Source organism: Klebsiella sp. R445, assembly GCF_051131755.1.
GTDB lineage: Bacteria > Pseudomonadota > Gammaproteobacteria > Enterobacterales > Enterobacteriaceae > Klebsiella > Klebsiella lignicola.
The window spans coordinates 3,563,843-3,589,363 of sequence record NZ_CP180446.1 but is presented as its reverse complement, the minus strand read 5'-3'; the positions used below and the strand labels follow the sequence as shown (position 1 = coordinate 3,589,363).

Annotated in this window: 19 protein-coding genes; 11 read left to right on the top strand and 8 right to left on the bottom strand. The window is 56.4% G+C overall.

Annotated elements, in window-relative coordinates:
* Positions 1-142: 142 nt before the first annotated feature.
* From greB to feoC, 5 genes are all read left to right on the top strand, one after another.
* The gene (gene greB / locus ACMYSN_RS16700) at positions 143-616 is read left to right on the top strand and encodes a transcription elongation factor GreB (protein WP_123757324.1); all 474 of its coding nucleotides are present in this window, start codon (positions 143-145) and stop codon (positions 614-616) included.
* A 101-nt stretch (positions 617-717) separates the two neighbouring features.
* A complete protein-coding gene (locus ACMYSN_RS16695) occupies positions 718-3,051 on the top strand; it encodes a Tex family protein (protein ID WP_462495545.1) in 2,334 nt (777 codons plus the stop codon).
* A gap of 443 nt (positions 3,052-3,494) precedes the next feature.
* Positions 3,495-3,722: a ferrous iron transporter A gene (feoA, locus tag ACMYSN_RS16690; RefSeq protein WP_123757322.1), complete on the top strand. Its 228-nt coding sequence runs from the start codon at positions 3,495-3,497 to the stop codon at positions 3,720-3,722.
* Positions 3,723-3,750: 28 nt separating this feature from the next.
* Complete coding sequence (gene feoB / locus ACMYSN_RS16685) at positions 3,751-6,069, top strand: ferrous iron transporter B (RefSeq protein WP_462495544.1); 2,319 nt, start codon at positions 3,751-3,753, stop codon at positions 6,067-6,069.
* A gap of 9 nt (positions 6,070-6,078) precedes the next feature.
* Complete coding sequence (feoC, locus tag ACMYSN_RS16680) at positions 6,079-6,315, top strand: [Fe-S]-dependent transcriptional repressor FeoC (protein WP_123757388.1); 237 nt, start codon at positions 6,079-6,081, stop codon at positions 6,313-6,315.
* Positions 6,316-6,370: 55 nt separating this feature from the next.
* Here feoC and ACMYSN_RS16675 read toward each other — a convergent pair whose 3' ends face one another.
* Together ACMYSN_RS16675 and bioH are read right to left on the bottom strand one after the other, a co-directional pair.
* On the bottom strand, positions 6,371-6,640 hold the full coding sequence (locus ACMYSN_RS16675) for a YdgH/BhsA/McbA-like domain containing protein (protein ID WP_123757320.1): 270 nt from the start codon (positions 6,638-6,640) through the stop codon (positions 6,371-6,373).
* Between the two features lie 108 nt (positions 6,641-6,748).
* Positions 6,749-7,531 (bottom strand): alpha/beta hydrolase family protein, encoded by a 783-nt coding sequence (gene bioH, locus ACMYSN_RS16670; RefSeq protein WP_462495543.1) that lies wholly within the window; start codon positions 7,529-7,531, stop codon positions 6,749-6,751.
* A gap of 37 nt (positions 7,532-7,568) precedes the next feature.
* Between bioH and gntX the strand changes: the two genes are divergently transcribed.
* The 4 genes from gntX to tnpA all read left to right on the top strand — a co-directional run bounded on the left by gntX (position 7,569) and on the right by tnpA (position 11,147).
* The gene (gene gntX / locus ACMYSN_RS16665) at positions 7,569-8,243 is read left to right on the top strand and encodes a DNA utilization protein GntX (protein WP_462495542.1); all 675 of its coding nucleotides are present in this window, start codon (positions 7,569-7,571) and stop codon (positions 8,241-8,243) included.
* 58 nt (positions 8,244-8,301) lie between these two features.
* On the top strand, positions 8,302-8,877 hold the full coding sequence (gene nfuA, locus ACMYSN_RS16660) for a Fe/S biogenesis protein NfuA (protein ID WP_462495541.1): 576 nt from the start codon (positions 8,302-8,304) through the stop codon (positions 8,875-8,877).
* Between the two features lie 341 nt (positions 8,878-9,218).
* Entirely contained in the window at positions 9,219-10,535 is a 1,317-nt protein-coding gene (gene gntT, locus ACMYSN_RS16655) for a gluconate transporter (protein ID WP_123757316.1), read from the top strand.
* A gap of 177 nt (positions 10,536-10,712) precedes the next feature.
* The gene (gene tnpA, locus ACMYSN_RS16650; protein WP_014228411.1) at positions 10,713-11,147 is read left to right on the top strand and encodes an IS200/IS605 family transposase; all 435 of its coding nucleotides are present in this window, start codon (positions 10,713-10,715) and stop codon (positions 11,145-11,147) included.
* A gap of 138 nt (positions 11,148-11,285) precedes the next feature.
* Here the strand turns inward: tnpA and malQ are convergent, their stop codons facing one another.
* Positions 11,286-13,373, bottom strand: a complete 2,088-nt coding sequence (gene malQ / locus ACMYSN_RS16645) for a 4-alpha-glucanotransferase (protein WP_462495540.1) — start codon at positions 13,371-13,373, stop codon at positions 11,286-11,288.
* 10 nt (positions 13,374-13,383) lie between these two features.
* A complete protein-coding gene (malP, locus tag ACMYSN_RS16640) occupies positions 13,384-15,774 on the bottom strand; it encodes a maltodextrin phosphorylase (protein WP_462495539.1) in 2,391 nt (796 codons plus the stop codon).
* A gap of 608 nt (positions 15,775-16,382) precedes the next feature.
* Between malP and malT the strand changes: the two genes are divergently transcribed.
* Complete coding sequence (gene malT / locus ACMYSN_RS16635; protein ID WP_462495538.1) at positions 16,383-19,088, top strand: HTH-type transcriptional regulator MalT; 2,706 nt, start codon at positions 16,383-16,385, stop codon at positions 19,086-19,088.
* A 6-nt stretch (positions 19,089-19,094) separates the two neighbouring features.
* Here malT and ACMYSN_RS16630 read toward each other — a convergent pair whose 3' ends face one another.
* The 3 genes from ACMYSN_RS16630 to glpE all read right to left on the bottom strand — a co-directional run bounded on the left by ACMYSN_RS16630 (position 19,095) and on the right by glpE (position 21,238).
* On the bottom strand, positions 19,095-19,853 hold the full coding sequence (locus ACMYSN_RS16630) for a DeoR/GlpR family transcriptional regulator (protein WP_434582707.1): 759 nt from the start codon (positions 19,851-19,853) through the stop codon (positions 19,095-19,097).
* Between the two features lie 54 nt (positions 19,854-19,907).
* Positions 19,908-20,738 (bottom strand): rhomboid family intramembrane serine protease GlpG, encoded by an 831-nt coding sequence (gene glpG, locus ACMYSN_RS16625; protein WP_123757311.1) that lies wholly within the window; start codon positions 20,736-20,738, stop codon positions 19,908-19,910.
* A gap of 170 nt (positions 20,739-20,908) precedes the next feature.
* Positions 20,909-21,238 (bottom strand): thiosulfate sulfurtransferase GlpE, encoded by a 330-nt coding sequence (gene glpE, locus ACMYSN_RS16620; protein ID WP_462495537.1) that lies wholly within the window; start codon positions 21,236-21,238, stop codon positions 20,909-20,911.
* 215 nt (positions 21,239-21,453) lie between these two features.
* On the opposite strand from glpE, the gene glpD reads away from it, so the two are divergent.
* A complete protein-coding gene (glpD, locus tag ACMYSN_RS16615) occupies positions 21,454-22,962 on the top strand; it encodes a glycerol-3-phosphate dehydrogenase (RefSeq protein ID WP_462495536.1) in 1,509 nt (502 codons plus the stop codon).
* 98 nt (positions 22,963-23,060) lie between these two features.
* Here glpD and glgP read toward each other — a convergent pair whose 3' ends face one another.
* On the bottom strand, positions 23,061-25,508 hold the full coding sequence (gene glgP, locus ACMYSN_RS16610) for a glycogen phosphorylase (protein WP_462495535.1): 2,448 nt from the start codon (positions 25,506-25,508) through the stop codon (positions 23,061-23,063).
* Between the last annotated feature and the right edge of the window lie 13 nt (positions 25,509-25,521).

Here is a 25,521-nt window from a genome sequence, read left to right as displayed (position 1 = left end):
CAAAGCATATTTAACAGCAGCTTAAGCATACATTTAATCATAAGACACATTATTTATCCTGTCGGTATTATTACGCACTACGAATTGTGCGCAACCGCACATCCCCACGTGCAATACCGGTAACCTGAAGGTAGATCGATGAATGAAAACGCCGCTGATCACCCGTGAAGGGTATGAAAAACTTAAAAAAGAAATGGACTACTTGTGGCGTGAAGAACGTCCGGAAGTGACGAAGAAAGTCACCTGGGCCGCCAGCCTCGGTGACCGAAGCGAGAATGCGGATTACCAGTACAACAAGAAGCGTCTGCGCGAAATCGATCGCCGGGTACGCTATCTCACCAAATGCCTGGAACATCTGAAGATTGTCGATTACTCCCCGCAGCAGGAAGGCAAAGTGTTCTTCGGCGCGTGGGTGGAAATCGAGAACGACGACGGCGATACCAAGCGTTTTCGCATCGTGGGCTACGATGAAATCTTCGGGCGCAAAGACTACATCTCCATCGACTCGCCGATGGCCCGCGCGCTGTTGAAAAAAGAGGTCGGCGACCTGGCGGTGGTCAACACCCCGGCAGGCGAAGCCAGCTGGTACGTGAACGAGATTGAATATGTTAAATAGCGCGTCCGGAACATTCTGAGAGCCTCGTGCGGCGACTGGCATTTTACCGTGCCAGCCCGTATAACTATCCCCTGATTTTCGATCCACAAGATGAAATAGACATGATGAATGATTCGCTCTGCCGCATTATTGCGGGTGAACTTCAGGCCAGGTCTGAACAGGTAGAAGCTGCCGTTCGCCTGCTTGATGAAGGGAATACCGTGCCGTTTATTGCACGCTATCGTAAAGAAGTCACCGGCGGTCTGGATGACACGCAGCTGCGTAATCTGGAAACCCGTCTCGGTTATTTGCGTGAACTGGAAGACCGCCGTCAGTCGATTCTCAAATCGATCGGCGAACAAGGCAAGCTGACCGACGCGCTGGAAAAAGCCATCACCACCACCCTGAGCAAAACCGAGCTCGAAGACCTCTACCTGCCGTACAAACCCAAACGCCGCACCCGCGGGCAGATTGCGATTGAGGCCGGACTGGAGCCGCTGGCAGACCTGCTGTGGAACGAACCGTCCCACGATCCGGAGACGGAAGCCGCCAGATTTATCGCTGCCGACAAAGGTGTCGCCGATACCAAAGCCGCCCTGGATGGCGCACGCTACATTCTGATGGAGCGTTTCGCCGAAGACGCCCAGCTGCTGGCAAAAGTGCGCGACTATCTGTGGAAGAATGCCCACCTGGTCGCCACCGTCGTGACGGGGAAAGAAGAAGAAGGTGCCAAGTTCCGCGACTACTTCGACCATCACGAACCGATCGCTACCGTCCCTTCACACCGTGCGCTGGCGATGTTCCGTGGGCGCAACGAAGGCATACTGCAGCTGGCCCTCAATGCCGACCCGCAGTTCGACGAGCCGCCGAAAGAGAGCCAGTGCGAGCTCATTATTATCAATCACCTTGGCCTGCGCCTGAACAACGCCCCGGCAGACAGCTGGCGTAAAGGCGTGGTGAGCTGGACCTGGCGAATCAAGGTGCTGATGCACCTCGAAACCGAGCTGATGGGCACCGTCCGTGAACGCGCGGAAGATGAAGCGATCAACGTCTTTGCCCGCAACCTGCACGATCTGCTGATGGCTGCGCCTGCGGGTCTGCGCGCCACCATGGGCCTAGATCCTGGCCTGCGTACCGGGGTGAAGGTCGCGGTTGTCGACGGCACCGGTAAACTGGTAGCCACCGATACCATCTACCCGCATACCGGGCAGGCTGCCAAAGCGGCGGTTGCCGTGGCTGCGCTGTGTGAAAAACATAACGTCGAACTGGTGGCGATCGGTAACGGCACCGCTTCCCGCGAAACCGAGCGTTTCTTCCTCGACGTGCAGCAGCAGTTCCCGAAAGTTACCGCGCAGAAGGTGATCGTTAGCGAAGCGGGCGCCTCCGTCTACTCCGCCTCCGAGCTCGCGGCGCTGGAGTTCCCGGACCTCGACGTCTCCATTCGTGGTGCGGTATCTATCGCCCGTCGCCTGCAGGACCCGCTGGCCGAGCTGGTTAAAATCGACCCGAAATCCATTGGCGTGGGCCAGTATCAGCACGACGTCAGCCAGTCGCAGCTGGCGCGTAAACTGGATGCGGTCGTCGAGGACTGCGTAAACGCCGTCGGCGTAGATCTGAACACCGCCTCCGTGCCGCTGCTCACCCGCGTGGCCGGTCTGACCCGAATGATGGCGCAAAATATCGTCGCCTGGCGTGATGAAAACGGTCAGTTCCAGAACCGCCAGCAGCTGCTGAAAGTGAGCCGCCTCGGGCCAAAAGCCTTTGAACAGTGTGCCGGCTTCCTGCGCATCAACCACGGCGATAACCCGCTGGATGCCTCTACCGTGCACCCGGAAGCCTACCCGATCGTGGAGCGCATTCTGGCCGCCACCCAGCAGGCGCTAAACGACCTGATGGGCAACAGCAGCGAACTGCGCAATCTGAAAGCTGTCGATTTCACCGATGACAAGTTTGGTGTGCCAACGGTATCCGACATCATCAAAGAGCTGGAAAAACCGGGGCGTGACCCGCGTCCGGAGTTTAAAACCGCGAAGTTTGCCGACGGCGTCGAGACCATGAACGACCTGCTGCCCGGTATGGTGCTTGAAGGGGCGGTCACCAACGTCACCAACTTTGGCGCCTTTGTCGACATCGGCGTTCACCAGGATGGCCTCGTGCATATCTCATCGCTGTCGAATAAATTCGTCGAAGACCCGCATACCGTGGTCAAGGCCGGCGATATCGTGCAGGTGAAAGTAATGGAGGTCGATCTGCAGCGCAAGCGTATTGCCTTAACCATGCGTCTGGACGAGCAGCCTGGTGAGAGCAACGCCCGACGCGGCGGCGGCAACGAACGCCCGCAGGGTGGCAACCGCCCGGCAGCGAAAGCGGCGAAACCTCGCGGCCGTGAAACGGCGTCGGCCGGTAACAGCGCCATGATGGACGCGCTGGCTGCGGCGATGGGCAAAAAACGTTAATGCCTTCCCGGCCCCTCGTTATGAGGGGCCGTTTCCTTTCCCGCAACGCTCGCCATTCCCTTCCCCTCTGCCAGTAATCTCTGAGCGTTTATATATTCTCGTAACCGATTAATTACAGTTAATTACGGTCAATAAAATGAGTAAATATTCTCCGCATAAAGATTTCATTTTGTTAACCAATGAAACCTTAATTAAACATTAACGACAGCGGCACTGTTTGGCTTTATTTTCCCCCACACTACAGACCTTGCGTCATATCAAAAAACCGGCAAATTTGCCGGGCTAAATTGATTATTACACCGCTTATGTATTGATGATAAAAACCATTATCATTATCATCATTATAGTCAGTATATATTTTCTCCGTTGGCGATGCTCCCCGGCGCGGTGTAGCTATCGCATGTAATCCGTTCTCATTGACTTAGCGATGACAAGTAGGCCCTATGCAATTCACTCCTCATAGTGCGTGGAAAATCACTGGTTTCTCTCGCGATATTAGCCCGGCCTATCGTCAGAAACTGCTGTCTCTTGGAATGCTGCCTGGCTCTTCTTTTAGTGTGGTTCGCGTCGCACCGCTTGGCGATCCCGTTCATATCGAAACCCGGCGCGTGAGCCTGGTATTACGTAAAAAAGATCTCGAATTAATCGAACTGGAAGCGGTTGCACAATAACGCCGGCCCGGCACTCAGAGTCTGAAATATGAAAAAATTAACCATTGGTTTAATTGGAAATCCTAATTCCGGTAAAACAACGTTATTCAACCAGCTCACCGGCGCCCGCCAGCGAGTAGGCAACTGGGCCGGGGTGACCGTTGAGCGCAAAGAAGGGGCGTTTAGCACCACGGACCACCAGGTCACGCTGGTTGACCTGCCGGGAACTTACTCGCTCACCACCATCTCTTCGCAGACCTCTCTGGATGAGCAAATTGCCTGCCACTATATCCTCAGCGGCGACGCCGACATGCTGATTAACGTGGTCGACGCCTCGAACCTGGAACGTAACCTCTACCTGACGCTCCAGTTACTGGAACTCGGGTTCCCCTGCATCGTCGCCCTGAATATGCTGGATATCGCCGAGAAGCAAAAAATCCGTATCGACGTTGATGCGCTCGCGGCCCGTCTCGGCTGCCCGGTGATCCCGCTGGTTTCTACGCGCGGTCGCGGGATCGAAGCCTTAAAAATGGCGGTCGATCGCCACCAGCAAAATACCGCGCTCGAACTGGTGCACTATCCGCAGCCGCTGCTGCGCGAAGCCGACATGCTGGCCCAGGAGATGGCGCAGGAAATCCCGGCACGCCAACGCAGCTGGCTGGGTCTGCAGATGCTGGAGGGTGATATTTACAGCCGCGCATACGCCGGTAATGCCGAGCATAAACTAGAGTCCGCGCTCGCCAACCTGAGCAATGAGATTGACGACCCGGCGCTGCATATTGCCGACGCCCGCTATCAAAGCATCGCCGCCATCTGCGATGCGGTCAGCAACACCCTGACTGCCGAGCCGAGCCGCTTCACCGCCGCGATGGATAAAATCGTCCTCAGCCGCGTGCTGGGGCTGCCGGTATTTCTGTTTGTCATGTACCTGATGTTCCTGCTGGCAATCAACATCGGCGGCGCGCTGCAGCCGTTCTTCGACGCCGGTTCCGTGGCTATCTTTATCCATGGCATCCAGTGGCTGGGCTACACCCTGCACCTTCCGGACTGGCTGACCGTTTTTCTGGCTCAGGGGATTGGCGGCGGTATCAATACCGTCCTGCCGCTGGTGCCGCAGATTGGCATGATGTACCTGTTCCTCTCCTTCCTTGAGGATTCCGGTTATATGGCGCGGGCGGCGTTCGTCATGGACCGCCTGATGCAGGCGCTGGGTCTGCCGGGAAAATCCTTCGTGCCGCTGATTGTCGGCTTCGGCTGTAACGTCCCGTCGGTGATGGGGGCGCGCACGCTGGATGCACCGCGTGAACGCCTGATGACCATCATGATGGCGCCATTTATGTCCTGCGGCGCACGCCTGGCGATCTTCGCCGTCTTCGCCGCTGCGTTTTTTGGTCAGAACGGTGCGCTGGCGGTGTTCTCGCTGTACCTGCTTGGCATTGTGATGGCGATCCTGACCGGACTGATGCTCAAGCACACCATCATGCGTGGCGAAGCTTCGCCATTCGTGATGGAGCTTCCGGTCTATCACGTTCCGCATATTAAGAGCCTGATTATCCAGACCTGGCAGCGCCTGAAGGGCTTCGTGCTGCGCGCGGGTAAAGTTATCGTCATCGTTAGTATCTTCCTCAGCGCCCTGAACAGCTTCTCGCTCAACGGGAAACTGGTGAACAACATCAACGATTCGGCGCTGGCGTCGGTCAGCCGGGTGATCACGCCGATTTTCAAACCAATCGGCGTGCATGAAGATAACTGGCAGGCGACCGTCGGACTGTTTACCGGCGCAATGGCCAAAGAAGTGGTGGTCGGGACGCTGAACACACTCTACACCGCGGAAGATATCCAGAATGAAGCCTTTGACCCGCAAGAGTTCCACCTCGGTGACGAGCTACTGGCGGCAGTAGACGAGACGTGGCAGAGCCTGAAAGATACCTTCAGCCTGAGCGTGCTGGCTAACCCTATCGAAGCCAGCAAAGGCGATGGTGAAATGGAAACCGGCGCCATGGGCGTGATGGGCAGCAAGTTCGGCAGCGCTGCGGCCGCCTACAGCTACCTGATTTTCGTTCTGCTCTATATTCCGTGCATCTCTGTGATGGGGGCTATCGCCCGCGAATCCAGCCGCGGCTGGATGTCATTCTCCATCTTGTGGGGGCTGAACATCGCCTATTCGCTCTCGACGCTGTACTACCAGACCGTCAGCTTCAGCCAGCATCCACGTTATAGCCTGGTGTGCATCCTGTCGGTGATCCTGTTTAACATCGTGGTCTTTGGTCTGCTGCGTCGGGCACGTAGCCGGGTGGATGTCTCACTGCTGGCCACCCGTAAAACGCCGTCATCCTGCTGCCAGAGCCCGGCAGGGGATTGCCACTAGGAAACCATGATGGCGTCACTGATTGAAGTCCGCGATATGCTGGCCCTGCAGGGACGTATGGAGGCGACGCAGCTCAGCGCTCGTCTCCATGCGCCACAGCCGCTGGTTGACGCCATGCTGAGCCGCCTGGAAGCCATGGGGAAAGTCGTGCGCATCAAGGAAGACAAAGACAGCTGCTTGTCCGGTAGCTGCAAAAGCTGCCCGGAGGGCAACGCCTGTTTGCGGGAGTGGTGGGCACTACGCTGAGCGCCATGACGGCGCGAAGATCAAAGCGAAGCGGGTCCTGAGACCCGCTTTTTGCTTATTTGTAGACGTCGGCGTTAGCGTGCACGGTTTTCTCGTTTTTCTCACCGGCAATAACCACAAAATACTTGCCGCCCAGTTCATCCGCTTTCTTCGACAGATCGCGTTTTGCATCCATCGGGGATGTCGTTTTAGAGGTGGTAATGCTTCCGACTTTTGTCAAATTCATCGATGCAACTTCATCTTTTTGAATCTCTTTCGCCGCAAATACGCCAAAAGACAGGGATCCAATAACCAGAGATGCAGCAATACCCGTAATAAGTTTCATAGCCTAACTCTCCATCAGGTTGTTTTTATAGGACGCGGTGATAAGTGAAATTCACTTTCTCCGCGACAACCTAAGTATTGCTTTGACCGGGATTTTTGCCACAGCCGGCTACAAATAATTGCTCAGGCGGGTTTTCAGCGCCACCAGCGGTTGGCAAAACGCCTGCGGGTGCGAGATAAACGGCGCATGGGCGGCTTTATCAAAGACGATGGATTCGCTCTGCGGCCATAAGGCGTCCAGCAGGGGCACAATTTTGCGCGGCACCAGGCCATCCAGTCGGCCATACAGTCTGATAAACGGCATGGTTAAAGCCGCCAGCGGCTGGCGTAGATCCGTAGTTTTGAGGATTTCCAGGCCACCGTTCAATACGTCAGTGGAGGGCATCGGCAGCGACAAGACCGTGCTTTTCAACGCCCGGGCGTCCTGACGCGCGCTTTCGGTACCCATGGTCTGCAACGCCAGAAAACGCTCAACGGTGCGCTGAAAATCCTCGCTCAGTTGCTGTTGGAAGCCGCTCAACACCTCTGCCTTGATACCCGGCCAGTCGCCATCGGCGCCAAAACAGGGGGATGAAGCAACGGTCACCAGCCCCAGCACCCGCTCAGGATGCTGTAACGCCACCTGGCTGGCCACCAGCCCGCCGAGGCTCCAGCCCAGCCAGACCGCCTTTTCCGGTGCTTTTTCTACTACCAGCTGCGCCATGGCGTCCAGCGACAGTGCGCCAAAGCCGCGACTGCGGCCATAGCCCGGCAGATCGACCAGATGCAGCGTAAAATGCGAGGCCAGTTCCGACACGACGCCATCCCATACTCCGGCATTCAGCCCCCAGCCGTGCAGCAGCACAAGATGACAATTTCCTTCGCCCGTGGTTTGCCACCAGATGTCGTTCATCAGTTACTGTTCTCTTTCCATCACTATGAGGTGAAATATGCTAACAGCACACAGCTTATGCTGGCTATGCCAAATGCCGCTGGCGCTCAGCGGATGGGGGATCTGTTCGCGCTGCACCAGCGCATTACTGCATCCGCAGCCGCTGTGCCCGCAGTGTGGACTGCCGGCCATCACCGGCCTGCAGCCCTGCGGCCGCTGCGTACAAAAACCGCCGCCGTGGCAACGGCTGGTGGCGGTCAATGACTACCGGCCACCGCTGAGCGGCCTGGTGCATCGGCTGAAGTTTACCGCACGTCCGGAACTGGCCCCGGCGCTGGCGCGCCTGTTGCTGTTACGCCTGCGCCAGAGCGCGGAATTACCCCGGCCAGACCGGCTCGTCAGCGTCCCGCTCTGGCAGCGGCGCCACTGGCGGCGGGGTTTCAATCAAAGCGACCTGCTCTGTCGCCCGCTGGCGCGCTGGATGCACTGCGCCTGGCATCACGACGCTCTGCGCCGCAACCGGCGTACCGCTACCCAGCATCAGCTCTCCGCCCGATTACGCCGACGTAACCTGAAAAATGCCTTTCAGCTTGAAATCCCGGTTCAGGGTCACCATATCGCCATTGTGGATGATGTCGTCACAACCGGAAGCACCGTCGCCGAGATATCCCGCCTGCTTTTGCGAAACGGCGCCGCGACGGTTCAGGTATGGTGTATATGCCGTACCTTGTAGACCCCTGCTGATGGGCGTATTATAACCCAGTAAAATAGTCAACTATTAGGCCAACGCTATGATCCGTATTTCCGATGCTGCACAAGCGCACTTTGCCAAACTGCTGGTCAATCAGGAAGAAGGGACACAAATTCGCGTATTTGTGATCAATCCCGGCACCCCTAACGCTGAGTGCGGCGTTTCCTACTGCCCACCGGATGCGGTGGAAGCCACCGACACGGCGCTGAAGTTTGAGCAACTGACCGCCTATGTCGACGAACTCAGCGCGCCGTACCTCGATGACGCTGAGATTGACTTCGTAACCGATCAGCTGGGTTCTCAGCTGACGCTGAAGGCGCCGAACGCCAAGATGCGTAAAGTCTCCGACGACGCACCGCTGATGGAGCGCGTGGAGTACATGCTGCAATCGCAGATTAACCCGCAGTTGGCCGGCCATGGCGGGCGCGTCACGCTGATGGAAATCACCGAAGACAGCCTGGCGATCCTGCAGTTCGGTGGCGGATGTAACGGCTGCTCCATGGTCGATGTGACTCTGAAAGAAGGGATCGAGAAGCAGCTGCTGAACGAGTTCCCGGAACTGAAAGGCGTGCGCGATCTGACCGAGCACCAGCGCGGCGAGCACTCCTACTACTAAGTCTCCCCTGCTGCCTCACGCCCGGCGGTGTTTCACCGGCCGGGCTGCTTTTCTGACACCCCCGCACAGCATTTCCCGCTACGCTATCCGGCTAAAACCCGGAAAAGAGTATGACTTAAGTCTCATATTTAAAATTTACCCCCGCCAGGTGATTCTCAACCTGCATATGTTACCCGTATCATCTATTTCAGGCACCGCTGCTATAAAAATAGCCAGCTATCCTTTATTAAAGGAGTGATAGTCGATTTTATGGCGCCGCACCGCTTGCCACCCTCGCGGGAGCAAGCGAAAAGAGATTGAAATTTGACGTTACCCATAACAAATGAAAGGCCAGGTAAATTATGCCATTAGTCATCGTTGCTATCGGGGTTGCCCTGTTATTACTGCTGATGATCCGCTTCAAAATGAACGGATTTATCGCGCTGGTTCTGGTGGCTCTCGCCGTCGGGCTGATGCAGGGTATGCCGCTGGATAAAGTCATCGTATCCATTAAAAACGGCGTGGGAGGCACCCTCGGCAGTCTTGCGCTGATCATGGGCTTTGGCGCCATGCTCGGTAAGCTGCTGGCGGATTGTGGTGGCGCCCAGCGTATCGCCACGACCCTTATCGCCAAATTTGGCAAAAAGCACATTCAGTGGGCAGTGGTACTGACTGGTTTTACCGTCGGCTTCGCCCTGTTCTATGAAGTGGGCTTTGTGCTGATGCTGCCGCTGGTCTTTACCATCGCCGCGTCTGCTCGTATCCCGCTGCTGTATGTCGGTGTCCCGATGGCGGCCGCGCTCTCCGTTACCCACGGTTTCCTGCCTCCGCACCCGGGTCCGACGGCGATCGCCACCATCTTCCATGCCGACATGGGTAAAACCTTACTGTACGGTACGCTGCTGGCTATTCCGACCGTGATTCTGGCCGGTCCGGTGTATGCCCGCTGCCTGAAGAACATCGATAAACCGATTCCGGAAGGCCTGCATAACCCGAAAACCTTCACCGAAGAAGAGATGCCGGGCTTCGGCGTCAGCGTCTGGACCTCGCTGGTCCCGGTGGTGCTGATGGCGATGCGCGCCGTGGCGGAAATGGTGCTGCCGAAAGGTCACGCCTTCCTGCCGGTTGCTGAATTCTTTGGTGACCCGGTGATGGCAACCCTGATCGCGGTCTTAATCGCTCTGTTCACCTTCGGTCTGAACCGCGGCCGTTCGATGGATCAGATCAACGAGACGCTGACCTCATCGATTAAAATTATCGCCATGATGCTGCTGATTATCGGCGGCGGCGGCGCCTTTAAACAGGTGCTGGTAGATAGCGGCATGGATAAATATATCGCCTCTATCATGCATGAATCCAACATGTCTCCGCTGTTTATGGCCTGGTCGATTGCCGCCGTACTACGTATTGCTCTGGGTTCGGCGACCGTTGCGGCCATCACCGCGGGGGGCATTGCAGCTCCGCTGATCGCCACCACCGGCGTCAGCCCGGAATTGATGGTTATCGCCGTAGGCTCAGGCAGCGTGATCTTCTCTCACGTTAACGACCCAGGCTTCTGGCTGTTTAAGGAGTACTTCAACCTGACCATCGGTGAGACCATCAAGTCCTGGTCGATGTTGGAAACCATTATTTCAGTCTGCGGCCTGGTGGGCTGTCTGCTGCTGGGGATGGTGGTGTAACTCAGGCACCGTGATAAAAAAAGGCCGGGTCCGCTTTCTGCGACCCGGCCTTTTTATTGTCATCCCTAAACCACCTCCTAGGGAGGTGGTGATTGCTCCTGTAAGGCTATAGCCTGAAGAATGCCCATGTCGGAATATCTCTGCTTACTCACCACAAGTAAAAGGAGACAAACCGACATGGGACTTTACAGGAGTTCATCACATGTATATTGGCGTTGCAAATACCACATAGTCTGGACACCCAAGTACCGATTCAGGATCCTGAAAGATAAGCTGGGTAAGGAGCTGTACAGGACGATCTATATCCTCTGTGGCATAAAGGATTGTGAGGTTCTGGAGCTAAATGTTCAGCCCGATCATGTACATCTGGTCGTCATCATCCCACCAAAGATCTCGATATCAACTCTGATGGGCCATCTAAAAGGACGCAGTGCCATCAGGCTTTATAACCGTTTTCCACATATCAGGAAGAAGCTATGGGGGAACCATTTTTGGTCCCGAGGCTACTTTGTCGATACGGTGGGAGTGAATGAAGAAATTATCAGACGATATGTGAGGCATCAGGAGAAAACGGAACAAACGTATGAACAGCAGATGGAATTGCTAGAGTAATCAGCGGAAGGTGACAATAGCCCCCCTTACAGGGGGCATTCTCAAAAGCCACCTTCTCAGAAGGTGGTCTTTTACTGTGGTGTAGCCTGCGATGTCGGGCCAACCCGGCACACAAGTGCTGCCGGGTAAACCACAGATCTAACGCTTCTTCGTCACGGCTTTACGGCGCTTATCTAAATCCTTAATCAGCTTATTCACCCGCTCATCGGCAAACATCTGCTCAAGGGTTACCGACAGCTTGCGCCGCCAGTTCGGATACTCGGTGCTGGTGCCAGGAATATTGACCGGGGAGGCCATCTCCAACCAGTCTTCCGGTTGTAACCCCAGCAACGCGCTGTTGCTGTCGGCAATATAGCGCTGCATCCCGCGATTCAGGGTGGAGCTCATCGCCATCAGCGAGGCGTGATGCCCGGCGCGTTTTGGCAGACAGCCGTATTGATGCAGGGCGTCCAGCAACCCCTGCTTCGCCAGCTCGCGATCCTGATACAGACCGCGCAGCACCATTTCATCCGGATACAGGCCTAACGATTTACCCAGCGTCAGGTCTCCGCTTTCCCAGTAACCGCGCAGCGTCGGCAGGTCATGCGTTGTTGCCACCGCCATTGATTGCACCGGATACGTCTGCGGCGCGCGGAAAGTCTTCTCGTGGTCATTTTCGAAATAGAGCACTTTGTAGGAATAAACGCCGCTCTTACGCAGCTTGCCAACAATCTCTACCGGCACGGTACCGAGGTCTTCGCCGATCACCATGCAGCGCTGACGCTGACTCTCCAGCGCCAGAATCGACAGCAGATCATCCACCGGATACTGCACATAGGCCCCGTGGTCGGCGGTTTCGCCGTACGGGATCCACCACAGACGCAGGACCGACATCACGTGGTCGATACGCAGCGCGCCGCAGTTTTGCATGTTGGCCCGCAGCAGTTCGATAAACGGCTCATACGCCCGGGAGACGATGATATGCGGATCCATCGGCGGCAGGCCCCAGTTCTGTCCCAGCGGACCAAGAATGTCCGGCGGTGCACCAACGGAGGCTTTCAGGCAGTACAGCTCACGGTCACACCAGGTTTCCGATCCCCCTTCCGCCACGCCGACCGCCAGATCGCGGTACAGGCCAATCGGCATTGCATCGCGCTGGCTGGTCTGCCAGCAGTCGGCAAACTGTGACCAGGCCAGCCACTGCAGCCAGAGGTAGAAACTCACCTCATCAGCATGTTCAGTGCAGAAGGCTTTCACTTCAGGGCTGGTGATGTCCTGGTAGGCTTTTGGCCACGCCGGCCAGCCCCAGCGCAGCGGGTCCTGCTGAACCTGCCAGGCATGCAGCGCATCAAACGCCGCCTGCCAGTACAGGCTTTCGCCTTCGCGCAGCACGAACTGACGAAACGCCGTCATGGCCTCATCGTTGCGGACAGAAAAACGCTGCCAGGCCATGCGCAATGCGGTCATTTTCAACGCGGTGACCGCGGTGTAATCCACATCTTCAGTCTGACGCGCCGCCTGTAAGGCCTGCTGCGTCTCTGCCGAGTGCCACCAGGCCTGGGCTTCTTTGTTCAGACGGAAATCATCGACCGCATTGACGTCGATATAGATAACGTTCAGCCAGCGCCGCGAAGACGGGCTGTAAGGGCTGGCGCTTTCCGGGTTTGCCGGGTAGAGCGCATGAATCGGGTTAAGACCGATAAACGCCCCGCCGCGCTGAGCAATTTGCGGCAGCATCGCACGTAAATCGCCAAAGTCGCCCACTCCCCAGTTGTTCTCTGAGCGCAGGGTGTAGAGTTGCACGCAGGCACCCCACAGCTTTTGGCCCTCTTTCAACGCCTGAGGTTCATAGCAACGTACGGGCGCGACAATCGCCCGACAGTGCCAGCGCTCTCCCTCCTGGGTGAGCGTCAGCGAGTGATAGCCTTCCGGGAGTTTCACCGGCAGCGGCAGCGTATCGCCGCCGCTAACCTTGCCCTGATACTGCTTCCCCTCTTCGGTGGTGAGGATCCACTGGTATTCACCGCTGCCGGCAACCGGCAGCGACATTTTTTTCCCGTGGGTGAATACCTTCACCGCCGGCAGGGGATCGACCGCCACTTTCGTGGCAGCCGTGGTCCGATGCATCGCATCAAGCAGACGCTTTTTCGTCGCCGCAGCAATAGACTGCGGCTTACCATGCGCATTGATGTAGTCAGGGCTTATCCCTGCCGCCAGCGCGGCGTTATCAAGGCGTTGAGTCTCCATAGGCCCGTCCTTAGCGTTTTGCCTGCCAGATACGTTGTTGATAATCGCGGATAGAGCGGTCGGAGCTGAACATGCCGCAACGCGCGGTATTCAGAATGGTCGCACGCGTCCAGGCTTCCTGGTCACGGTACAATTCATCCACCTGCTTCTGCGCCGCCACATAGGCTTCGAAGTCTGCCAGCACCAGGTACGGGTCGCCGCCTTTCAGCAGGCTGTGCAGCATCTGGTCGAAGGCGTGTTTATCGCCATCGCTGTACTTACCGCTTTCCAGCTCTTTCAGCACCGCATCCAGCAGCTTGTCTTTCTTACGCCATTTCAGCGGGTCATAGCCTTTCGCCTTCAGCGCTTTCACTTCTTCGACGGTGTTACCGAAGATAAAGATGTTTTCCTCGCCGACCTGTTCAGCGATTTCAACGTTCGCGCCGTCCAGGGTGCCGACGGTCAATGCGCCGTTCAGCGCCAGCTTCATGTTGCCGGTACCGGAGGCTTCTTTACCTGCCGTGGAGATCTGCTCAGAGATATCCGCCGCTGGGATCAGCATTTCCGCCGCGGAGACACAATAATCTGGCAGGAACACCACTTTCAGCTTATCGCCCACCAGCGGGTCGTTATTCACTGCTTCCGCTACCTTGTTGATAGCGAAAATGATGTTCTTCGCCAGGTAGTAGCCCGGTGCCGCTTTCGCACCAAACAGGAATACGCGCGGTACGCGGTCTGCCTGCGGGTTTTCACGAATTTCTTTGTACTGCGCCAGGATGTTCAGCAGGTTGAGGTGCTGACGTTTGTACTCGTGCAGACGCTTGATCTGGATATCGAAAATCGCCTGCGGGTTAATCTCGATACCGGTACGCAGCTTAACGAACTCTGCCAGACGGACTTTGTTCGCCAGCTTGATGTCACGATACGTTTTACGGAACGCCACATCATCGGCATATTTCTCTAGGTTAATCAGCTGATCGAGGTCGTTGGCCCACTCTTTCTTCAGCGTCTTATCCAGCAGCGCGGCGAGAGCCGGGTTGCACTGTTTAATCCAGCGGCGCGGCGTGATGCCGTTGGTGACGTTATGGAATTTGTTCGGCCACAGCTGGTGATATTCCGGGAACAGATCCTTCACCACCAGATCGGAGTGCAGTGCTGCCACGCCGTTCACCGCGAAGCCGCTGACCACGCACATGTTCGCCATGCGAACCTGCTTGTCATGCACCACCGCCAGTTTCGCCCATACCTGCTTATCGCCCGGCCAGGTTTTCTCAACCAGGGTTTTAAACTGTTTGTTGATCTCGTTAATGATCTGCATGTGGCGCGGCAGCAACGCTTTGACCAGCTTCTCGTCCCAGCACTCCAGCGCTTCAGGCATCAGCGTGTGGTTGGTATAGGCGAAGGTTTTGCTGGTAATAGCCCATGCATCGTCCCAGCTCAGCTGGTGCTCATCGATCAGCACGCGCAGCAGCTCGGGGATGGCAATCGTCGGGTGCGTGTCGTTGAGCTGGATCACTTCGTAATCCGCCAGCTCGGCCAGCTTGCGGCCTGCCAGATGATGACGACGCAGAATATCGGCAACCGAACAGGCACACTGGAAGTACTGCTGCATCAGACGCAGCTTTTTCCCTGCCTGGTGGTTGTCGTTCGGATAAAGCACTTTAGTCAGTTTGGCCGCGTCGATACCCTGCTGTTCAGCACGCAGGAAATCGCCGTCGTTAAATTTGGTCAGGTTAAACGGATGCGCGTGAGTCGCCTGCCATAAACGCAGCGGCTGCGCGACGTTATTGCGATAGCCCAGTACCGGCAGATCCCAGGCTTCACCGGTAATCACAAACGCCGGCTGCCAGGCACCGCTCTTGCTCACCTTGCCGCCCAGCCCGACCTGTACGTCCAGCTGTTCGTTATGGCGGAACCATGGGTAGCGACTACGCCCCCAGTCATCCGGCGCTTCAATCTGCTGGCCATCGTTGAAAGACTGGCGGAACAGACCGTATTGATAATTGAGGCCATAGCCGGTTGCCGACTGGCCTACGGTCGCCATGGAGTCGAGGAAACAGGCTGCCAGACGGCCCAGACCACCGTTACCCAGTCCCGGATCGATCTCTTCTTCCAGCAGGTCGGTCAGGTGGATGTCGTGCGCTTTCAGCTCATCGCTCACCCCTTGATACCAGCCGAGGTTCAGCAAGTTGTTACCGGTCAGGCGGCCAATCAAAAACTCCATCGAGATGTAGTTGACGTGGCGCTGTCCTTTCGCAGGTTTCGCGATCGGCTGAGCCGATAACAGCTCGGCCAGCGCGCCGCTCACGGCGTGCCACCACTGACGCTGCGTCATCTCAGAAGCGGACTGTAAGCCAAGATGCTGCCACTGACGGGTCAGTGCAGCCTGAAACTGATCTTTATTAAAAGAAGTCTGTGACATAAGAAATCCGGGTCCTTTACTAAAACGTTGGCGTTAGTGTGCCGACCTCCTGCAACAACGTCCTCATCCCGATGGGGATTAGGCAGGGAGGAGCAGCAGGGATGAGCGAAAAGTGTGATCGTGGCCACTATAACGGTAGCTCTCTGAGAAAAATTTGCTGAATAAATCACCACATTGGGGGGCGACAGGGGGACAAAATCTGTTACAGGGCGAAACATGGCGCTCAACCCAATACCCTTGCGTAATTATCACCAAATAAAAATAAACATTGTGTAAAAATAATCCTCTCCGGGTTGCTCAATACGTCAAAACGCTTATTTCCAAGGATTTGCTGACATTAATTTAATAAAAACATGCAACTACAAGAAAATGCAGTGAAATTCATTTCATCACCGCTGAAAGTGCGATCAAACCCAGGCTCCACGCCCACTGGTACCGGTTTTACCATGCGAGTGATTTAATGAGGAATTTGTGACCTGGTGCAAATTCAAGAGCATAAAATTCGGACATAACTTGCAATAACTTTCATAATCGCCGACCTTAATAGTCATTAATTACGAAGCGCAAAAAAAATCGCAAACCTCTCTTGCACAGCGAAATGATTAACTATGTTGATTCCGTCTAAATTAGGTCGTCCAGTCCGCCTTGAACACACTGTGGTTCGCGAGCGATTACTGGCGAAACTTTCCGGCGCCAACAATTACCGTCTCGTGTTGGTCACCAGCCCGGCAGGCTATGGCAAGACCACGCTCATCTCACAGTGGGCGGCGGGGAAAAAAGAACTTGGGTGGTTCTCGCTTGATGAAGGCGACAACCAACAGGAACGTTTTGCCAGTTATCTGATCGCCTCCGTTCAGCAGGCTACCGGTGGGCACTGCGCCGCCAGCGAGGCAATGGTGCAGAAGCGCCAGTACGCCAGCCTCCCCTCGCTCTTCGCGCAGCTATTTATTGAGCTTGCCAGCTGGCAGCATCCGCTGTACCTGATCATCGATGACTATCACCTGATCAACAACCCGGTGATTCATGATGCGATGCGCTTCTTCCTGCGCCACCAACCCGAAAATATGACCCTGGTAGTGCTCTCGCGTAACCTGCCCCAGCTTGGCATTGCCAACCTACGGGTCCGCGATCAACTACTGGAGATCGGCAGCCAACAGCTGGCGTTTACCCATCAGGAAGCCAAACAATTTTTCGACTGTCGCCTGACGTCACCGATTGAAGCAGAAGACAGCCGCCGGCTGTGTGACGATGTCGCCGGCTGGGCAACCGCACTGCAGCTGATTGCCCTCTCGGCACGCCAGAATAACTCCTCCGCCCACCACTCCGCCCGACGTCTGGCCGGCATTAACGCCAGCCACCTGTCCGATTACCTGGTGGATGAAGTGCTGGATAATGTCGATGCCCGCACGCGCAATGTGCTGCTGAAAAGCTCGCTGTTACGTTCAATGAACGATGCGCTTATCGTGCGCGTGACCGGGGAAGATAACGGTCAGATGCAGCTGGAGGAGATCGAACGTCAGGGTCTGTTCATGCAGCGGATGGACGATTCCGGTGAATGGTTCCGCTATCACCCTCTGTTCGGCAACTTCCTGCGGCAGCGCTGCCAGTGGGAACTGGCAACCGAACTCCCTGAAATTCACCGCTCCGCCGCAGAAGGTTGGATGGCGCTCGGCTTCCCGAGCGAAGCTATCCATCACGCACTGGCGGCTGGAGACGCGAAAATGTTGCGCGATATACTGCTCAATCACGCCTGGGGCATGTTTAACCACAGCGAGCTGGGGCTGCTTGAGCAGTCGCTGGCGGCGCTGCCGTGGTCAAGCCTGCTGGAAAATCCGCGCCTGATTCTGTTGCAGGCCTGGCTGATGCAAAGCCAGCACCGCTACAGCGAAGTCAATACTCTGCTGGCCCGCGCCGAGCAGGAGATGGATATTAAGCTGGATACCGCCATGCACGGCGATTTCAACGCCCTGCGCGCGCAGGTGGCGATTAACGCCGGCGATCAGGAAGAGGCTGAGCGGCTGGCAATGGTCGCCCTCGACGAGCTGCCGCTGGCCAGCTATTACAGCCGCATCGTCGCCACTTCGGTGCACGGTGAAGTGCTGCATTGCAAAGGCCTGCTGAGCAAATCGCTGGCGGTCATGCAACAGACGGAACAGATGGCCCGTCGCCATGATATCTGGCACTACGCGCTGTGGAGCATGATCCAGCAAAGTGAAATTCTGTTTGCTCAGGGCTTCCTGCAGGCCGCGTGGGAAATTCAGGAGAAAGCCTTCCAGCTGATCCGGGAGCAGCATCTCGAACAGCTACCGATGCATGAGTTCCTGCTGCGTATTCGCGCGCAGCTGCTGTGGGCATGGGCGCGTCTGGACGAAGCGGAAGTCTCAGCCCGCAGCGGGATGGAAGTCCTGGCGACCTATCAGCCGCAACAGCAGCTGCAATGCCTGGCCTTGATGGTCCAGTGCTCGCTGGCGCGTGGAGATCTGGATAACGCCCGCAGCCATCTCAACCGTCTGGAAAACCTGCTCGGCAACGGTCACTACCATAGCGACTGGGTGTCGAACGCGGACAAAGTCCGGGTGATCTACTGGCAAATGGTCGGCGATAAAGCCGCGGCGGCCAACTGGCTGCGCCAGACGCCAAAACCAGAATTTGCCAATAACCATTTCCTGCAGAGCCAGTGGCGCAACATTGCCCGGGCGCAGATCCTGCTGGGTGATTTCGACTCGGCGGAAATGGTACTGGAAGAGTTAAACGACAACGCGCGTTCGCTGCGCCTGATGAGCGATATCAACCGCAACCTGCTGCTGCTCAACCAGCTTTACTGGCAGGCGGGGCGCAAAGGCGAAGCGCAAAAAGTGTTGCTTGAAGCGCTGGCCCTCGCCAACCGTACCGGGTTTATTAACCACTTTGTGATTGAAGGCGAAGCCATGGCGCAGCAGCTGCGTCAGCTTATTCAGTTAAATACGCTGCCGGAGCTCGAGCAGCACCGCGCCCAGCGCATCCTGCGCGATATTAACCAGCACCATCGCCATAAGTTTGCCCACTTTGATGAAGGCTTTGTCGAGCGGCTGCTGAGCCACCCGGAAGTCCCGGAGCTAATCCGCACCAGCCCGCTGACGCAACGCGAATGGCAGGTATTAGGGCTTATCTACTCCGGCTACAGCAACGAGCAGATCGCTGGCGAGCTGGACGTGGCGGCCACGACGATCAAAACCCATATTCGTAATCTGTATCAGAAGCTGGGAGTCGCACACCGCCAGGATGCCGTTCAGCATGCCCAGCGGTTGCTTAAAATGATGGGATACGGCGTCTGACGCCGTTTAGCACAGTTCCAGCTGAACGTTATTCTCGGTAATCACCTTCAGCACTCCTGCCGGCGGCATCACATCGGTGTAGACTGCATCGACCATGCTGATGCTGCCCATATTCACCATCGCGTTACGGCCAAACTTCGAGTGATCCACCACCAGCATCACATGGCGCGAGTTTTCAATGATCGCGCGTTTGGTCCGCACCTCATGGTAATCAAACTCCAGCAGTGAACCATCGCTGTCGACGCCACTGATGCCAAGAATGCCGAAATCAAGGCGGAACTGGGAGATAAAATCCAGCGTCGCTTCGCCAATAATGCCTCCGTCACGGCTGCGCAGTTCACCACCGGCCAGAATAATGCGGAAGTCCTCTTTCACCATCAGCGTGGTAGCGACGTTGAGGTTATTGGTGACGATACGCAGATCGTTATGCTCCAGCAGCGCGTGCGCGACGGCTTCCGGGGTGGTGCCGATATCGATAAACAGCGTGGCGCCGTCAGGGATTTGGCTCGCCACCTTGCGGGCAATGCGCTCTTTTTCCTGCGTCTGGGTGGCTTTTCGGTCATGCCACGAGGTGTTCACCGAACTCGACGGCAGCGCCGCGCCGCCGTGATGACGCAGGATCATCTTCTGTTCAGCGAGGTCATTCAGGTCACGACGAATGGTCTGCGGGCTGACGGCAAACTGCTCGACCAGCTCTTCCGTACTGACATATCCCTGTTTTTTTACCAGCTCGATAATCGCGTCATGACGTTGTGTTTGTTTCATGAAATATCCCTGGGATTATAAGACTCACTTCACAGAGAGCCCGGTGAAGAGGCTCTATGTTCGCTTTCGCACATGCTGCGTATCGACAAACGCCATCGCCAGCCCGGTCAACAACCCGGCCACGTGCGCGCCGTTGGCGATCGACATGCCAAAAACATCAAACCATCCAGCCACTAACCATACTAATGAGAAGAGGATCAGGCCGCGCTGTAAATAGACGCCGCTTTGCGGATCCCGCTCGCCCCGCAGCCAGACATAGCCCATCAGCGCATAGACTACGCCGGACAAACCACCAAACCAGGGGCCGCTATATTGATGCTGGATAAACCCGCTCAACAGGGCACTAATCACGGTAATGACCACCAGCTTGCCGGTGCCAATACGCTTTTCCACCGCGCCGCCGAGGTACCACCACCATAGCAGGTTAAACAGAATATGCATCAGCGAGAAGTGCATGAAAGCATGGCTAAAGTAGCGCCAGGCTTCAAATTTCAGCGATGGGTCATACGGCCAGGCCAGCAGCAGCATCACCGGCTGGTCGCCGATAATATTTTGCAGCACAAAGACCAGAATACAGGCGATCAGCACTGCCCACGTAAAGGGCCCGGCGTTACGACGCAGGGTGGCAAAGAAGGGAAAGCGCTGGTAGCGCAGGCCGCTGTTGGTGTGCCCGGATTGCCAGCTGGCCGCCAGATAGCGCGGGTCGGCCGGGTTTTCCAGAAAGCGAGCCAGTTCAGTCTGCACCCGCCCGGCCTGGCTCTCATCAGCCAGCCAGACATCGCTCTGCTCATGCTGCTGAATGGTCAGGATAATGCCCTGCGTCGCCATGTAGTCGACAAACGCCTGGGCCACACGCGGGTTAGCAAAAGAGGTAATCATTAACATACAGCGGGTCGCTTATTCCACACAAAGGGGGCTAGTATATACACTAAACCCGTCGAGTTGCAGGAGATGTACGCCGCGGACGCCACCGGGCCGTCTCGCTAATGGCCCTGAGACGGCAAGAGAGTGCCCAACGGCATCGACCAGCCGACGGCTGGTCAGGATGTGGACGCTTACTGCGCGCCATGCTCCACTTCAGCCGGGAAGTGGCGATGCCACGCATCAAAACCGCCATCCACACTGTAGACCTTGTCATAGCCCTGCTGCAGCAGATACTGCGCGGCGCCTTTGCTGCTGTTGCCGTGGTAGCACATCACCATCACCGCGGTTTCAACATCGTTATCACGCATAAACGCGCCCAGCGTATCGTTGGTCAGATGAAACGCGCCCGGCGTGTGCCCCATCGCAAAGCTCTGCGGGTCGCGAATATCCACCAGCACCGCCATCGCCTGATGCAGTTTCTGGTGCGCTTCTTCTACGTTGATACATTCAAAGTGGTCCATGTGCTCTGTTCTCTATATATAGCAGGGGTTTTTTACGGGCGGTAACCGGCCATGATTCTACTGCCTAGTTTACCGTCAGACGGCAATTAAACACCAATATGTTACATGCATCACTCTGAAATGTTTTTTTGATGTTACCAAAGGCGCGTTTGTTTGCTATATTGAGCGATATCGAACATTTGTGAGCTTAAACGAAAGTGCAAGAGGTAGCGAACGTGGAAACCAAAGATCTGATTGTGATAGGGGGAGGCATCAACGGTGCCGGTATCGCGGCAGACGCCGCCGGGCGTGGTTTATCCGTCCTGATGCTGGAAGCACGCGATCTCGCCTGCGCCACCTCCAGCGCCAGCTCAAAGCTGATTCACGGCGGGCTGCGCTACCTTGAACACTACGAATTCCGCCTGGTCAGCGAAGCGCTGGCCGAGCGCGAAGTGCTGCTAAAAATGGCGCCGCATCTGGCCTTCCCGATGCGCTTTCGCCTGCCCCATCGCCCGCACCTGCGTCCGGCCTGGATGATCCGGGTAGGTCTGTTTATGTACGATCACCTCGGCAAACGCACCAGTTTGCCCGGCTCAACCGGGTTGCGATTTGGCGCAGAATCAGTACTTAAACCTGAAATTGTGCGCGGTTTCGAATATTCCGACTGCTGGGTCGACGATGCGCGGCTGGTACTGGCTAACGCACAGATGGTGGAACGTAAAGGCGGCGAGGTCCGTACCCGTACCCGGGCTATCTCGGCGAAACGCGAAAACGGTCTGTGGATTGTGGAAGCCGAGGATATCGATACCGGCGAGAAATTTACCTGGCAGGCCCGGGGACTGGTCAACGCGACCGGCCCGTGGGTCAAACAGTTCTTTGACGATGGCATGCAGCTGCGCTCGCCGTACGGCATCCGCCTGATCAAAGGCAGCCACATCGTGGTGCCGCGGGTGCATACCCAGAAGCAGGCCTACATTCTGCAAAACGAAGACAAGCGTATTGTCTTCGTCATCCCGTGGATGGATGAGTTCTCGATCATCGGCACCACCGACGTGGAGTACAACGGCGATCCGCAAAAAGTGGCGATCGATGACAACGAGATAAACTATCTGCTGAAGGCCTACAACGCCCACTTCAAGAAGACGCTGTCGCGCGACGATATCGTCTGGACCTACTCCGGCGTCCGTCCGCTGTGCGATGACGAATCGGATTCACCGCAGGCCATCACCCGCGATTATACCCTTGATATCCATGACGAAAATGGTCAGGCGCCGCTGCTGTCGGTGTTTGGCGGCAAGCTGACCACCTATCGTAAGCTGGCCGAACATGCGCTGGAAAAACTGACGCCCTACTACAAAGGGATCGGCCCGGCGTGGACCAAAACCGCCGTGTTACCTGGTGGCGATATCGGCGGTGACCGGGACGATTACGCGGCGAAACTCCGTCGCCGCTTCACCTTTATCAGCGAATCCATGGCGCGCCATTATGCCCGCACCTACGGCAGCAACAGCGAGCTTATCCTCTCAGGAGCGACCTCGCTGAGCGATCTGGGTGAAGACTTTGGTCATGAGTTTTACGAAGCCGAGCTGAAATACCTGGTGGAACATGAATGGGTACGCAGCCTTGACGATGCCATCTGGCGTCGGACGAAACAGGGGATGTGGCTGAACGCCGGCCAGCAGGCGCAGATTGCGACCTGGCTGGCGCAGCACGCGGGAAAGTCTGAGCTGTCGCTGGCCTCTTAAGCGACTGACCGGGCCCGCAATAAGCCAAAAAAATGCTGGTCACCTAAGGTGACCAGCATTAGGGCCAACAGACCCCGTATGTTTTAGTCCACTAGCTGCTACAGCCGGACAGGGTCGATATGCCAGATATGCTCGGCATACTCCTGAATCGTACGGTCAGAGGAGAAATAGCCCATATTGGCGATATTGAGCATCGCTTTCATGGTCCACTCTTCCGGATGACGATACAGCTCATCGACTTTATCCTGGCAATCCACGTAGCTGCGGTAATCCGCCAGCACCTGATAGTGGTCGCCAAAGTTAATCAGCGAATCCAGCAGATCACGATAGCGCCCCGGTTCTGAAGGACTAAACACACCGGTGCCGATTTGCGTCAGCGCCTGATGCAGTTCCGGATCCTGCTCGTAGAACTCCCGCGGCTTATAGCCACTCCGACGCAGCGCCTCCACCTCTTCTGCAGTATTGCCGAAGATAAAGATATTCTCCTCTCCGACGTGTTCCTGCATCTCAACGTTGGCGCCGTCCAGGGTCCCGATAGTCAACGCGCCGTTCAGGGCGAATTTCATATTACTGGTCCCGGAGGCTTCGGTTCCCGCCAGCGAGATCTGTTCGGAAAGATCGGCTGCCGGAATGATCACCTGCGCGAGGCTGACGCTGTAGTTCGGGATAAACACCACTTTCAGCTTATCGCCAATCTGCGGGTCGTTGTTCACCACCGCCGCCACGTCGTTAATAAGATGAATGATGTGCTTCGCCATGTAGTAGGCCGATGCGGCTTTCCCGGCAAAGATATTCACGCGCGGCACCCACTCGGCGTCAGGATCGGCCTTGATGCGGTTGTAGCGCGCAATCACGTGCAGTACGTTCATCAGCTGGCGCTTGTACTCGTGGATACGCTTGATTTGCACATCAAACAGCGCTTTCGGGTTCACCACCACGTTCAGATGCTGGGCAATGTAGTTCGCCAGCCGCTGCTTGTTCTCCAGCTTCGCCTGACGCACGGCGAGGTTCACCGTCGGGTAGTCGATATGCTGCTCCAGCTCTTTCAGCTGGCTCAGATCGGTACGCCAGGTGCGGCCAATATGCTCATCCAGCACCTTCGATAACGGCGGGTTCGCCAGCGCCAGCCAGCGTCGCGGCGTCACGCCGTTGGTGACGTTGGTGAAGCGCATCGGGAAGATTTTCGCGAAGTCGGCAAACAAAGACTCCACCATCAACCGTGAGTGCAGCTCGGAAACACCGTTCACTTTATGGCTAATCACCACCGCCAGCCACGCCATGCGCACCTGGCGACCGTTAGATTCATCGATGATCGACGTACGGCTCAGCAGCCCGGTATCGCTGGGGTACTGCTCCTGAAGCGTCTTCAGGAAGTAGTCGTTAATCTCGAAGATAATCTGCAGATGTCGCGGCAGGATTTTCCCCAGCATATCGACAGGCCAGGTCTCCAGCGCTTCACTCATCAGGGTATGGTTGGTGTAGGAGAACACCTGGCAGGTGACTTCGAAAGCCTCATCCCAGCTGAATTTGTGCTCGTCAATCAACAGACGCATCAGCTCCGGAATCGACAGCACCGGGTGGGTATCATTGAGGTGAATCGCAATCTTCGCCGCCAGGTTGGCGTAGGTTTTATGCAGTTGATAGTGCCGGCTAAGAATATCCTGCACCGTAGCGGACACCAGGAAATACTCCTGACGTAAGCGCAGCTCGCGTCCGGAATAGGTCGAGTCGTCCGGGTACAGCACCCGGGAGACGTTTTCCGAGTGGTTTTTATCTTCTACCGCGGCAAAGTAGTCGCCCTGGTTAAATTTACCGAGGTTGATCTCGCTGCTGGCCTGCGCGCTCCACAACCGCAAAGTGTTGGTGGCGTCGGTGTCGAAGCCCGGGATAATCTGGTCGTACGCTTCCGCGAGGATCTCTTCGGTCTCTACCCAGCGGGATTGTTTACCTTCCTGCTGAATGCGCCCGCCAAAGCGCACTTTGTAACGGGTATTGTGGCGTTCAAACTCCCACGGGTTGCCGTATTCCAGCCAGTAGTCGGGGGACTCTTTCTGCCGCCCGTCCACGATGTTTTGCTTAAACATCCCATAGTCATAACGGATACCGTAGCCCCGCCCCGGCAGACCTAAGGCCGCCAGAGAGTCGAGGAAACAGGCCGCCAGGCGTCCCAGGCCACCATTGCCGAGGCCCGGGTCGTTCTCTTCATCAATCAGCTCTTCCAGATTGAGCCCCATCTCCTCCAGCGCATTGTTCACATCCTCGTAGATGCCCAGTGACAACAACGCGTTAGAGAGGGTACGACCGATCAGGAACTCCATCGACAGGTAGTAAACCTGGCGAACTTCCTGAGAAAGCTGCGCGCGATTGGAGCGTAACCAGCGCTCAACCATCCGGTCACGGACGGCAAACAGGGTAGCGTTGAGCCACTCATGTTTATTGGCGATAGCCGGATCTTTGCCGATGATAAACATCAGCTTGTAGGCAATAGAGTGCTTTAACGCCTCAACGCTTAGCGTGGGTGATGCATAGCTAAAGGGTACATTCATCGCAATGACTCCT